Below are 12,553 nucleotides of genomic sequence, written 5' to 3'. Positions count from 1 at the left end.
CCGGAAACCGCACCATCCCCGCCCTGACCGGGTTCAGCTCGATATACCGCTGACAGGTCAGCAAATATCCCTCCGTCTGCACCACACAGCTTTTGTACCGCCCATCCCAGGGCGAGCCGCTGGTCTGCTGCCGACGATTGAAATACTGCGCATACCGCTGCGCCACACCCTTCATCATCTCCGCCAAGCGCTCCGCGTCGTCCACGCTCACCAGCAAGTGCACGTGATTACTCATCAGCACATACGCATGCACCGCACACCGCGCCATCACCGCCTCCTCATGGCATCTCTCCCGGATATTCCGCCAAACTAGCAAGCATCCGGACACCTGACTCTGATACACCGCAACTAGCGATGATCCAGCGGGTCGTACCAATAAGCCTTGTTGGAGAGCGGGGTTTGCGACGAAAGCTGCGAATTGTTCAGCTTGAAAATGCGCCGCTTGCGCAGGCCGACCTGCTCGATCAGCCCATCATAAAACTCATGGAAAATCTGGTCGTAGCGGCCATCGGCAATCAGCAGTTGCAGGCCGTATTCCAGCCGCTGCGCCAGGCGCTGCTGCTGTCCGCCGCCGACAAAGAAATAGCGCGGCGACGGAATGTACAGCGCAAAGCTGCGCTCCACGCTCAAGGTCGGAAACAAGGGCACGTAGGCGGCCTGCTCATACACCGCCTCGTCTATCGCGCGCGGAAAGTGCTGGAACCGCCCGGCCGCCAGCATGCTGTGCAGGCCGGCCGAGGTGCTGCCTTCCACCACATGAAAGCCGGCCTGCTTGTAGGTCGACGTCAGACTCCACTGTCGCCCGGCGCCCAGCGTGAATCCGCGCAACTGCTCCAGCGTGCGCACCGCGCTGAACAGCTCCTGGTGGCGGCTGTCGATCAGCGAGATGCGGTAGCTCGAAATGCCCTTGTCGACCGGGATGCGGATCGGGATCAGCTTCTGTTCCCATTCCGTCGAGGTCACCTGCCCGCTCAGGTTGACCAGCTCGCCCTTGAGCATTTCCTGCAGCAGCCGATCGCGCTCCATGCGCAGCGGCGCCACCTTCAGTTCATACGCGCCATATTTGGGCCGCGAGGCGTCCAGCGCCGCCGCCAGCAGGCGCAGGATGTGGCTGTCGTTGTAGCTGGATTTGCTCGAATTCATATCGATCGTGTACACATCGACCGCCCAGGCCGTCCCCTGCCAGGCTACCAGCGCCAGCAAGCACAGCCGCCACCGCAATTTATTCGGCCACCGGTGCAGGATAGCGCACCTCCAGAATGTCCAGTTCTTCCACACCGTGCGGCGCCTGGAAGGTGATGGTGTCGCCTTCGCGCGCCTTGGTCAGGGCGCGCGCCACCGGGGCCACCCAGCTGATCTTGCCGTTCAATGGATCGAGCTCGTCGATGCCGACGATGGTGATGGTGCGCTCCTCGCCGTCCTGGTTGCTGTACGTCACCGTGGCGCCGAAGAACACCTGGTCGCTGCCATAGTGCGCGCTCGGATCGACGATGAAGGCCGAATCCATGCGCTTGGTCAGGAAACGGATGCGGCGGTCGATTTCGCGCAGCCGCCGCTTGCCGTAGATGTAGTCGCCGTTTTCCGAGCGGTCGCCGTTGGAGGCGGCCCAGTGCACGATGCGCACCACTTCCGGCCGGTCGACGTCGATCAGCTGCAGCAATTCTTCCTTGATGCGCTGGTAGCCTTCCGGCCGGATGTAATTCTTGGAACCAGCCGGGATCGCCAACGCCAGCGCTGCGGCTTCGTCGTCATCGTCCTGGTCGCTTTCTTTGACAAAGGCTTTATTCATACGGACTATTGTAACGGCTTTCACGTATCATGCTGTCGAAGGAACAACCATGAGAACACTGCACCGCTTCCGTCGCTGGCTGTTGGCGCCGCTGGTTTATCTGGCGGCGCTGCTGCTATTGCTGGAAGACTGGCTGTGGAACATCGGCGCGCGCCTGACGAACCGGCTGGCGCAGTGGCCGCCGCTGCAGCGGCTGGAAGCGTGGATCTGCCGCCTCGGCCCGAAGGCGGCGCTGGTGCTGTTCGTGCTGCCGGCCACGCTGCTGTTCCCGGTCAAGCTGCTGGCGCTGTGGGCCATGGCCCACGGCCACCCGATGCTGGGCCTGGCCGTCATCGTGCTGGCCAAGCTGGGCGGCGCGGCGGCGGTGGCGCGGCTGTATCTGCTGACGCGGCCGGTGCTGCTGACCATCGTCTGGTTTGCCGCGCTGCTGGGCTGGTTCCTGGCGCTCAAGGAACGCTGGATTGAACGGCTGCGCGCCACCCGCGCCTGGCGCCAGGCGGCGGCGCTGAAGAAAGCCTTCCACCACTGGCGCCAGCACGCCGCGCCCAAGCCCGGCAGCTGGCTGGCGCGCTTCCGCCGTTTGCTGAAACGCTTCCGCCGCCGCTGGGACACACGCTAAAATGGCAGCCACATGAGCGCCCCATCTCCCTCCCATTCCACTAGCCAGGCCCTGCTGGCCGAACTGGAACAAGTCCGCGCGCGCTTTGCCGCCATCGTCTCCAACACGCCCGGCCTGGTGTACCAGTTCGTGCTGCACGGCGGCGGCCAGGTCAGCTTTCCCTACCTCAGCGACGGCTGCCAGGCGCTGCTGGGCCTGCCCGCCGCCGAGCTGCACGCGCAGCCGCAGCGTTTCCTGGAACTGATACTGCCGGAAGACCGCCAGTCCTACCTGGACGCCATGCAGGCCTCGGCCACCGCGCTGTGGAGCTGGAACTGGGAAGGCCGAATCTGGGTCGACGCCTGGAAGGACGTCAAGTGGATCAACCTGCGCAGCACGCCGCACCAGCTGCCCGACGGCGCCGTGCGCTGGGACGGCATCATGACCAACATCACCGACAGCAAGCTGGAACAGCTGGAAGTGCGCCACTCGCGCGCCCGGCTGGCCGAACTGAGCGCCCACACCGACCGCGTCAAGGAACAGGAGCGCACCCGCATCGCGCGCGAAATCCACGACGAGCTGGGCGGCAACCTGACCGCGATCAAGATGGCGGTGGCGATGCTGGCCGCGCGCCTGGAGGGCAGCGAGCCGGCGCTGCGCGAAAAAACCGATTACGTCGATGCGCTGGTCGACCGCACCATCGACGCCATCCACCGCATCTCGCTCGACCTGCGCCCGCCGCTGCTGGACCTGGGCCTGGTGGCGGCGCTGGAATGGCAGGCCAGGGAATTCGACAAGCAGACCGGCATCGCCACCAGCTTCAGCGCCAACCAGCGCGACATCGGCCTCAACACCGACCAGGCCACCGCCCTGTTCCGCATCGCCCAGGAAGCGCTGACCAATATCGCCAAGCACGCCCACGCCAGCAAGGTAACGGTCAGGCTGGCGCGGCTGCGGCACCACATCAGCCTGAAAATCAGCGACAACGGCACCGGCATCGCCCCGGCCGACCGCGGCAAGCCGGCCTCGTTCGGCCTGCGCGGCATGGCCGAACGGGCGCGCGCGCTGGGCGGCACGTTGACGCTGAGCCACGCCAGCGGCGGCGGCACCGTGGTCGCCATCAAAATTAAGCAAGATACTGTACAGGACGGCCTCATGCCGCCGCCCGCTGCGGCTACAATAGCGGAAGAAAACATTTCTGCCACGAAATAATGTGTCTTAGCGCACATGGCGGAGGCACAACAGGGTATAGGGATTCATGACAGAAAAAGCCATCATCAAGGTGTTCATCGCCGACGACCACGCGATTGTGCGCGAAGGCTTGAAACAGATCCTGGCCGAGACGCGCGACATCGTGGTGGCCGGCGAGGCCGAGAACGCCCTCGACGCCATCAAGCTGTTCCGCAAATCCGACTGCCAGGTGATGTTGCTGGATATCTCGTTGCCAGATCGCAACGGCATCGAGGTGCTCAAGCAGCTCAAGAAGGAAAAGCCCGAGCTGGCGGTGCTGATGCTGTCGATGCACCGCGAGGACCAGTACGCGATCCGCTCGCTGAAGGCCGGCGCCGCCGGCTATTTGACCAAGCAGAGCGCGCCGAAGGAGCTGGTGACGGCGATCCGCCAGGTCAGCAACGGCCTCAAGTACATCAGCCCGGCGCTGGCGCAGGAACTGGCCAACCACGTCGGCGAGGACCACGAGGCGCCGCTGCACGACACCCTGTCCGACCGCGAATACCAGACCCTGACCATGATCGCCTCCGGCAAGACGGTGGGCACCATCGCCAAGGAGCTGTCGCTGTCGGTCAAGACCGTCAGCGAGTACCGCGCCCGCCTGCTGGTCAAGATGAAACTGAAAAACAGCGCGGAATTGACGCATTACGCCATTAAAAACCAACTGATTGAGTAAGCGCGGGTAAGATAGCAATACGTCAGCGAATCTGTTATTGCTGAAAGCAAAATGGTTAATGCTTTGATGAAAGCCACCTTCCCGCCCCTTATCGGGGCAATGCCGGCCGGTCGGCGCGCTTATCATGGCGGTAATTGGTACTCCCTACAGAGGTAAGCGCGTCATCATGTCCAGCAAACCCACCACGCCCGAGCAGAATCCGGCCGACATCGCCCGCGAGGCCTTCCGCCGCCTGGCGGTGCGCCGCATCGCGCCGACACCGGAAGCCTATCGCGAGATTTACAACGAAATTGCCGGCATCGCGCCCGAGCCGGCGCCCGCCGCGCCGGCGGCGCCGCTGGGCAGCGCCGATCCCGGACCGGAATCGGTGCTGAGCCAGTTCGCCACCCGGCTGACCGACGCCAGCGGCGACCTCGGCGACTTTGGCCGCCGCTTCAACCGCGCCGTCAAGAGCCGCGACTGGGAAGGCTATGCGCGCGCGCTGTCGCAGCTGGTCGACAAGCACTTTGTGGCCGCCAAAAAAGGCATCGAAGTGGCCGGCGTGCCGGGCGAGGAAAGCGAACAGTCGCGCAGCCTGCGCGACCTGCTGGCGCGCACCCTGACCTTCGCCGTGGCCTCGCTGCTGGCCGGCGCGCCGGTGCTGGCGGCCGAGGCCGAATCGCTGGGCGCGGCCACCAAGGTGGCGCACAGCGAAGAGGCGCTGGCGGAAATCGCCGTGCGCCTGAAACAGCTGTGCTACCAGATCGAGGTGCGCGGCGGCGACAGCGGCGAACAGCAGGAACTGCTGCTGCGCCTGTTCCGCCTGCTGCTGGAAAACGTCAGCGAGCTGCTCGACGACGACAGCTGGCTGCGCGGCCAGATCGAGGCGGTGCAGAACCTGATCGCCGGCCCGCTCGACGTGCGCGCGCTGGAGGAAGCCACCCGCAGCCTGAAGGAAGTCATTTACAAGCAGGGCCAGCTCAAGCACAGCCTGTCGGACGTCAAGCTCACCGTCAAGAACATGATGATGACCTTTATCGACCGCCTCAGCCAGGTTGCGGCCTCGACCGGCGACTTCCACGAGAAGATCGGCGGCTATTCCGACAAGATCAGCAAGGCCGACAATATCGCCGAACTCAACAGCATCCTCGACGAGGTGCTGAAGGAAACCCGCATCGTCCAGACCGAGGCGCTCAAGGCGCGCGACAAGATGATGCTGGCCAAGCAGGAAGTGCAGGACGCCGAGGCGCGCATCCACACGCTGGAAGCCAAGCTGCAGCACTTGAGCGAACTGGTGCGCGAAGACCAGCTGACCGGCAGTCTCAACCGCCGCGGCCTGGACGACGTGTTCGAGCGCGAAACCGCGCGCTCCGACCGCCGCGGCACGCCGCTGTGCATCGCCGTGCTGGACCTGGACGATTTCAAGAAGCTCAACGACACCTACGGCCACATCGCCGGCGACGCCGCGCTCAAGCACCTGGTGAAAATCGTCAAGGACACGCTGCGCTCGATGGACGTGATCGCCCGCTTCGGCGGCGAGGAATTCCTGATCCTGATGCCGGAAACCACGGTCGAGGCGGCCGCCAGCACGATGACCCGGCTGCAGCGCGAGCTGACCAAGCACTTCTTCCTGCACGATAACGAGAAGGTCTTGATCACCTTCTCGGCCGGCGTCGCCCTGCGCCGCCCGAACGAGGAGCAGACCGAGCTGGTCAAACGGGCCGACAAGGCCATGTACACCGCCAAGCAAACCGGCAAAAACCGCGTCGTGGTTGCCGATTAAGAAAGCTTTTACCCCGCCCTCCCCTGCCCGGCCCCTGCGCCGGGCATTTTTTTTGGCCGAAATAAATTATTTTTTGCCCTAAAGTTTCGATCGCCAGCGTCGTTTAGACGCTCATGCGGGACGAACTTTAGCCTGCCTGGTGAAAATTTTCTCCCTAAACTTTCCACACGGGAACCCGTTACCAGCAATAACTGCGGTGTGATTGTCTCGGAACACGGAGACACACCAAAGGGACACGAGGCACTCAGCCCACAATGAAGCACCAGTTTGGAGAATTACCATGGCACAAGTCATCAACACCAATATTGCATCGCTGAACTCGCAACGCAACCTGTCGTCGTCGCAAGCCAGCCTGCAGACCTCGCTGCAACGTCTGTCGTCGGGTCTGCGTATCAACAGCGCCAAGGACGACGCTGCCGGTCTGGCCATTTCCGACCGTTTCAGCGCGCAGATTCGCGGCAATACCACGGCAGCGCGTAACGCCAACGACGGCATCTCGCTGGCGCAAACGGCCGAGGGTGGCTTGAGCACCGCCGGCGACCTGCTGCAACGTATCCGCGAACTGGCCGTCCAGTCCGCCAACGGCACCAACTCGGCATCGGACCGCCAGTCGATCCAGGGCGAGGTCGCCTCGCTGTCGCAAGAGCTGGACCGCGTCGCCAACACCACCCAGTTCAACGGCCAGAACGTGCTGGACGGTTCGCTGACCTCGGCCCAGTTCCAGGTCGGCGCCAACTCGGGCCAGACCATCAACATCGGCATCCAGTCCGCCAAAGCCACCGACATCGGCAACAACACCCTGTCGGCCGTGTATGGCGACCAGACCGGCCAGCTGTCCTCGACGGTGGCCGCCGCCACCTGGAACAACAACAGCGCTGCCGCGCAAACCCTGGCCATCACCTCGGGCAACGGCACCACCACCAATGTCAGCGTGGCCGACCACGCCAGCGCCAAGGACATCGCTGCCAGCGTCAACGCCCTGAGCGGCCAGAGCGGCGTCACCGCCACCGCCACCACCAGCGCCACCCTGGGCTTCACCGCCGCCTTTGCCGCCAGCAAAGACGGTTCGGTACAGTTCCAGCTGCGCGGCGACAACTCCAACACCACCGACACCAACCCGGTGACGATTTCGGCGCAAGTGAAAAACGGCGACCTGTCGGGTCTGGCCCAGGCGATCAACGCCCAGGTCGGCACCACCGGCGTCAGCGCCTCGATCCAGCTGGACCAGTCGGGCAATAAGACGATCAAGCTGAGCAACAGCTCGGGTTCGGACATCCAGATCGCCAACACCAACACCGCCAGCGACGACATGATGGCCCTGGTGACCATGGCCGGCGCCGACAAGCCAGCCGCCGGCACCACTGCCGCCGTGCCAGGCGACAGCAGCATCTCGATCGGCGCCGGCCAGGCGCCGACCACCGCCGGCGTCAACGTCGTCACCGTCGGCGGCCACCTGGACTTCTCGTCGGCCAGCGGCTTCTCGATCAACTCGGGCGCCGGCACCGGCATCGTGGCCAACAGCGCAGCCGGTTCGCAGCTGCAATCGGTGGCCAAGATCGACGTCAGCACCGTGGACGGCTCGAACGCGGCTCTGAAAACCATCGACGCGGCGCTGAGCCAGATCGACGCCAACCGTGCATCGCTGGGTGCGATCCAGAACCGCTTCACCTCGACCATCTCGAACCTGAACACGACCACGGAAAACTTGTCTGCTTCCCGTAGCCGTATCCAGGATACCGACTTCGCGGCGGAAACGGCCAACATGACCCGCGGCCAGATCCTGCAACAAGCTGGTACGGCGATGCTGGCGCAAGCCAACTCGCTGCCGAACGGCGTGCTGTCCCTGCTGCGTTAAAATCCGGCGCAGAGCTGACCCGCAAAAGGTCGCTCTGACCTGGATCCCCGGCTGATTTATGCAGCCGGGGATTTTTCACAAAGGAACAATCATGACTATCGACACTATAGGCAGCGCCGGTTCGGCCCGTCCGGTGGACCGCAGCGCGGCCAGCGGCGAAGGCGTCACCACGCAAGCTGCCGCCCGCGCACCGGCCGCACCCGTCGAGACCGCCAAAGCGGTCAAAGCGCCCGAGGCCCTGCCCAGCGAGGAGCAAGTCAACGATGCGCTTTCCAAGCTGAACAAAACGCCGCAGGCGCAAGCCAACAACCTGGAGTTTTCGGTGGACCAGGACACCAAGCGCACGGTGGTCAAGGTGATCGACCAGAACACCAAGGAAGTCGTGCGCCAGTTCCCGACCAAGGAAGCGCTGGCCATCGCCAAGGCCCTGGACCAGCAGGAAAGCAAGGGCACCACCACCGGTCTGTTGATCGATCAGACCGCCTGAAGCGGTGCGCGCCCGGCGCGCGCCGCTTTTTTCTCATCTGTGGCATCCTGTTCTGGAGCGCCAGCCTGTTCCGCGCCCGGCGCCGGCCTTGCCGACCGCTGGTTTTACCCGCTTTGACAGCTATTCTGAAACAAGCCGGTATTTCCCCCTCTCAAGTCCGGTTTGATTTTGCCGATATCAGCTTATATTATTGCTTTACTTAGGAGCGCAACGTGGGCATCTCAACTCCCGGCATCGGTTCCGGCCTCAACGTCAACGACATCGTCAGCAAGCTGATGTCCGTGGAGTCCGCGCCACTGACGGACTTCGACAAAAAGACGGCCAGTTACCAATCGCAGATTTCCGCCTTTGGCACGATGTCCAGCGCGCTCGGCAATTTCCAGAGCTCCCTGAGCAGCCTGACCTCGATCGCCAGCTTCCAGTCGCTGACCAACACGCCGGCCGACCCCACCGTGGTCACCGCCAGCACCACCAGCGACGCCCTGGCCGGCAACTACCGGATCAATATCAGCCAGCTGGCGCAGGCGCAGTCGCTGGCCTCGGGCGGCTACAAGAGCAGCACCGCCACCATCGGCACCGGCGCCAAGACCACCATCAGCTTCTCGCTGGGCAGCATCAGCAATAGCGAATTCGGCATCAACGGCACGGCGCTGGCCAACAGCATGCGCACCAGCGGCCTGACGGCCGGCTCGGTGACCATCAACGGCACCACCATCACCACCAACAACACCACCCGCAGCGCGCGCGCGCTGGCCGACGCCATCAACGACAAGACCACCACCACCGGCGTCTCGGCCAAGCCGACCGCGGCCACCACCGACGCCGCGCTGTTCGGCGGCGCCGGCGCGGCCAGCTTCGGCAATGTCGACACCAGCGGCGGCGGCACCTATTCGCTGTCGGTGGGCGGGGTCGAGATCGCGGTCCAGGCCGCCAACGTGGCCGGCGGCGACGGCGTCACCGCCGCCTCGCTGGACGCCGCGCTGAGCGGCGACACCGCCGTCTCGCGCGCGCTGAAGGACGCCAACATCACCTTCACCGGCAGCGCCGCCAACGGCGACCTGCAGTTCTCCAACGCCGACGGCAGCAACGTGGTGGTGGCGGAAACCGTCACCGGCACGGTGGCCGGCGGCATCGGCAACGACGGCAGCAGCGCCAACATCGGTTCCAGCGTCACCGCGGTGGGCACCATCACGCTGGTGTCGGCCGACGGCAGCCCGATCACCGTGGGCGGCAGCAACCCGGCCGCGGCCGGCCTGACCGCCGGCGTCGGCGGCGCCTACCTGAACGCCGACTTCACCGCCGACTCGACCCGCACCGCCGGCAACATCGTGATCGACAGCACCAACAATTCCCTGCAGGGCATCATGGATGCCATCAACAAGGGCAATTTCGGCGTCACCGCCTCGATCGTCTCGGACGGCAGCACCGGCACCGGCGCCACGCCGAACCACCTGGTGCTGACTTCCAGCGCCACCGGCGCCAGCTCGACCATGAAAATCACGCTGGCCGGCTCCGGCGGCGACCCGGCCGATCCGGCCCTGGTCAGCCTGCTGGGCTACGATCCCGGCGGCGTCCAGAACCTCAGCCAGAAGGCCGCCGCGGCCGATACGCAAGCCACCGTCAACGGCATCGCCGTCACCAGCGGCAGCACCAGCATCAGCGGCGCCGTGGCCGGCGTCACCTTCAATGCGCTCAAGGTCGGCAGCACCACGGTGGCGGTGGCCAAGGACACTTCCTCGCTGACCAGCTCGGTCAACGCCTTCGTCAAGGCGTATAACGACCTCAACAGCCAGCTGGCGGCGCTGGGCGCCTACGACGCCGACACCAAGACCGCCGGCCCGCTGCTGGGCGACAGCACGCTGCGCAACCTGCAATCGTCGGTGCGCGCCACCCTCAGCAGCGCGATTTCCGGCCTGCAAAGCACCAGCCTGACCAATCTGTCGCAGATCGGCGTCTCGTTCCAGAAGGACGGCTCGCTGGCGGTCGACAACGCCAAGCTGCAAAAAGCCATCACCAGCAACTTCAACGACATCGCCGGCCTGTTCGCGGCGGTCGGCCGCGGCACCGATCCGGACATCACCTTCAGCAGCTCGTCGGCCAAGACCCAGGCCGGCAACTACGCCATCAACATCACCCAGCTGGCCACCCAGGGCACGCTGCAGGGCAATGCCACGCTGCCGGCCGAGACCACCATCGCCCAGGACACCACCTGGACCGTGACGCTGAACGACACCACGCCGCCGACGCTGGCCAACACCGCCACCATCACGCTGCCGGCCGGCACCTACAACCCGAGCCAGCTGGCCACGCTGTTGCAGTCGACCATCAACGGCGTCAGCGCGTTTTCCAACGCCGGCGCCTCGGTCACCGCCACGCTTGGCGACGACGGCTCGCTGAAGCTGCAATCGGCCAGCTACGGCTCGACCTCGAACCTGAAGATCAGCAGCGCCACCGGCACCGACGTCTCGGCCGTGTTCGGCACCGGCGCCTCGGTCGACGGCGTCGACGTGGCCGGCACCATCGGCGGCTACACCGCCACCGGCAAGGGCCAGGTGCTGACCGGCGCGCCCGGCGCCCCGGTCGAAGGCCTGAAGCTCAACGTCAAGGGCGACACCACCGGCCCGCGCGGCACCTTCGGTTTCTCGCAGGGCTACGCCTACATGCTCAACACGCTGTCGGCCGGCTACCTCGGCAGCAGCGGCACGATTGCCGGCCGCACCAAGGGCCTAAGCGCCTCGGTGACCGACGTCGCCAACCAGCGCGCCAGCTTCGCCAGCCGCCTGACCGATATCGAGGCGCGCTACCGCGCCCAATACACGGCGCTCGACACCTCGATCGCCAGCATGAATGCAACGCAGTCGTTCCTGACCCAGCAATTGGCCGCCATTTCCGCCAACAGCTAAGCACGCACGGCACTGATAAGGAGTTAATGTATGTTCGGATCTCGACAAACTGGCGTCAACGCCTATGCCAAGGTTGGCATTGAAACCGGTGTGCTGGCGGCCAGTCCCCACAAGCTGATCGTCATGCTGTTCGACGGCGCGCGGGTGGCGCTGAATGACGCGCTGACCGGGATCAAGAACGGCGACATCGCCTTCAAGGGCAAGTCGCTGTCGCGCGCCATCATGATCATCGACAGCGGCCTGCGCGCCGCGCTCGACAAGAAGGCCGGCGGCGAAATCGCCGAAAGCCTGGACGCGCTGTACGAATACATGAGCAACCGGCTGCTGCTGGCCAACGTCAACAGCGACCCCGGCATTGTCGAAGAAGTGCAGCGCCTGCTGACCGAGTTGCGCGACGCCTGGAACGCGATCGCCGACACCCCTGCCGCCAGCGGCATCCCCCAACCCAATCTCGCGAGCGCCTGATTTATGATGACGATTCAAGACGTGTTATCCGTGTACGCTGCCATGGCCGACCTGACCGAACAGATGGTGCAGGCCGCCACGCGCAGCGACTGGGACACCCTGGTGCTGCTGGAGCAGCGCTGCGCCGCCCATGCGCAGGCCTTGCGCGAACAGGAATCGCAGCAGCCGATGCGCGGCGCCGACCGCGAACGGAAAATCGAACTGATACGCCAGATGCTCAACGCCGACCGCCAGATCCGCGACCTGACCATGCCGTGGATGGCCCAGCTGTCCAAGCTGATCAACGTCACCGGCACGGAACGGCGCGTCGTCAACGCCTACGGTAGCGTCTAAAACAGGCGCGCGCCATGATGCCGCGCCTGGACGCCGCCCTGCCGCCGGTCACGCCGGCTGATGGCGCTGGCGGCGGCGCCGCCGTCGCCGACGGCCGCCAGGCCGCCTTCCAGCGCGCGCTCCAGAACCTCGTCGGCCAGACCGTCAGCGCCGAGGTCATCTCCAAAATGAAGGACGGCAGCTACCTGGTCAAGGTGGCCGACAATACCGTGCGCATGATGCTGCCGGGCGACACCCAGGTCGGCAGCGACGTGCCGCTGACCGTGCTCAGCGCGCAACCGCGTCCCACTTTCCAGCTCGGCAACAGCCCGCCGGGCAGCGCCGCCACCGTGCTCTACAGCGAAGGCGGCGCCGACGGCGGCGAGCCGGCCGCCAGTCTGCCGTCGCAAGGCGCCGCCGTCTATGTGCCGGGCAAGCCGGCCAGCGGCGCCACACCGGGCAACCCGGCGCTGCCG

11 protein-coding genes and 2 pseudogenes are annotated in these 12,553 nt (G+C 65.2%); 10 read left to right on the top strand and 3 right to left on the bottom strand.

What is annotated here, in order from left to right; genetic code table 11:
* Window positions 1-49: 49 nt before the first annotated feature.
* The 3 genes and pseudogenes from GJ698_RS31195 to greB form a co-directional block, all read right to left on the bottom strand.
* A pseudogene (locus GJ698_RS31195) lies at window positions 50-328 on the bottom strand (transposase); the annotation flags it as partial.
* Window positions 329-348: 20 nt separating this feature from the next.
* On the bottom strand, window positions 349-1,203 hold the full coding sequence (locus GJ698_RS20575; protein ID WP_154359735.1) for a transporter substrate-binding domain-containing protein: 855 nt from the start codon (window positions 1,201-1,203) through the stop codon (window positions 349-351).
* Between the two features lie 19 nt (window positions 1,204-1,222).
* Window positions 1,223-1,789, bottom strand: coding sequence for a transcription elongation factor GreB (greB, locus tag GJ698_RS20570; RefSeq protein WP_154359734.1), 567 nt, complete (start codon window positions 1,787-1,789; stop codon window positions 1,223-1,225).
* Window positions 1,790-1,838: 49 nt separating this feature from the next.
* On the opposite strand from greB, the gene GJ698_RS20565 reads away from it, so the two are divergent.
* The 10 genes and pseudogenes from GJ698_RS20565 to GJ698_RS20520 all read left to right on the top strand — a co-directional run.
* On the top strand, window positions 1,839-2,408 hold the full coding sequence (locus GJ698_RS20565; protein ID WP_154359733.1) for a hypothetical protein: 570 nt from the start codon (window positions 1,839-1,841) through the stop codon (window positions 2,406-2,408).
* Window positions 2,409-2,420: 12 nt separating this feature from the next.
* A complete protein-coding gene (locus tag GJ698_RS20560) occupies window positions 2,421-3,599 on the top strand; it encodes a sensor histidine kinase (RefSeq protein WP_154359732.1) in 1,179 nt (392 codons plus the stop codon).
* Window positions 3,600-3,645: 46 nt separating this feature from the next.
* Complete coding sequence (locus GJ698_RS20555; protein ID WP_154359731.1) at window positions 3,646-4,293, top strand: response regulator; 648 nt, start codon at window positions 3,646-3,648, stop codon at window positions 4,291-4,293.
* A gap of 166 nt (window positions 4,294-4,459) precedes the next feature.
* Complete coding sequence (locus GJ698_RS20550) at window positions 4,460-6,055, top strand: GGDEF domain-containing protein (protein ID WP_154359730.1); 1,596 nt, start codon at window positions 4,460-4,462, stop codon at window positions 6,053-6,055.
* 280 nt (window positions 6,056-6,335) lie between these two features.
* The gene (locus GJ698_RS20545) at window positions 6,336-7,910 is read left to right on the top strand and encodes a flagellin N-terminal helical domain-containing protein (protein ID WP_154359729.1); all 1,575 of its coding nucleotides are present in this window, start codon (window positions 6,336-6,338) and stop codon (window positions 7,908-7,910) included.
* A 91-nt stretch (window positions 7,911-8,001) separates the two neighbouring features.
* Complete coding sequence (locus GJ698_RS20540; RefSeq protein WP_154359728.1) at window positions 8,002-8,397, top strand: flagellar protein FlaG; 396 nt, start codon at window positions 8,002-8,004, stop codon at window positions 8,395-8,397.
* A gap of 212 nt (window positions 8,398-8,609) precedes the next feature.
* On the top strand, window positions 8,610-11,300 hold the full coding sequence (gene fliD / locus GJ698_RS20535; RefSeq protein WP_166455104.1) for a flagellar filament capping protein FliD: 2,691 nt from the start codon (window positions 8,610-8,612) through the stop codon (window positions 11,298-11,300).
* Window positions 11,301-11,330: 30 nt separating this feature from the next.
* Window positions 11,331-11,765, top strand: a complete 435-nt coding sequence (gene fliS, locus GJ698_RS20530; protein ID WP_154359727.1) for a flagellar export chaperone FliS — start codon at window positions 11,331-11,333, stop codon at window positions 11,763-11,765.
* Between the two features lie 3 nt (window positions 11,766-11,768).
* Window positions 11,769-12,098, top strand: coding sequence for a flagellar protein FliT (locus GJ698_RS20525; protein ID WP_154359726.1), 330 nt, complete (start codon window positions 11,769-11,771; stop codon window positions 12,096-12,098).
* A gap of 14 nt (window positions 12,099-12,112) precedes the next feature.
* Window positions 12,113-12,553, top strand: a pseudogene (locus GJ698_RS20520) (flagellar hook-length control protein FliK); the annotation flags it as partial.

It is taken from the genome of Duganella aquatilis (assembly GCF_009674565.1).
GTDB classification, from domain to species: domain Bacteria; phylum Pseudomonadota; class Gammaproteobacteria; order Burkholderiales; family Burkholderiaceae_D; genus Rugamonas; species Rugamonas aquatilis.
Note: the sequence above shows the minus strand (reverse complement) of the source record. Positions and strands in the feature narration are given on the sequence as shown.

Coding starts and splice junctions, on each gene's coding strand:
- GJ698_RS20550 (WP_154359730.1), top strand. CDS start 4,460: ATGTCCAGCAAACCCACCACGCCCGAGCAGAATCCGGCCGACATCGCC.
- GJ698_RS20540 (WP_154359728.1), top strand. CDS start 8,002: ATGACTATCGACACTATAGGCAGCGCCGGTTCGGCCCGTCCGGTGGAC.
- GJ698_RS20560 (WP_154359732.1), top strand. CDS start 2,421: ATGAGCGCCCCATCTCCCTCCCATTCCACTAGCCAGGCCCTGCTGGCC.
- greB (WP_154359734.1), bottom strand. CDS start 1,789: ATGAATAAAGCCTTTGTCAAAGAAAGCGACCAGGACGATGACGACGAA.
- GJ698_RS20545 (WP_154359729.1), top strand. CDS start 6,336: ATGGCACAAGTCATCAACACCAATATTGCATCGCTGAACTCGCAACGC.
- fliS (WP_154359727.1), top strand. CDS start 11,331: ATGTTCGGATCTCGACAAACTGGCGTCAACGCCTATGCCAAGGTTGGC.
- GJ698_RS20555 (WP_154359731.1), top strand. CDS start 3,646: ATGACAGAAAAAGCCATCATCAAGGTGTTCATCGCCGACGACCACGCG.
- GJ698_RS20525 (WP_154359726.1), top strand. CDS start 11,769: ATGATGACGATTCAAGACGTGTTATCCGTGTACGCTGCCATGGCCGAC.
- GJ698_RS20565 (WP_154359733.1), top strand. CDS start 1,839: ATGAGAACACTGCACCGCTTCCGTCGCTGGCTGTTGGCGCCGCTGGTT.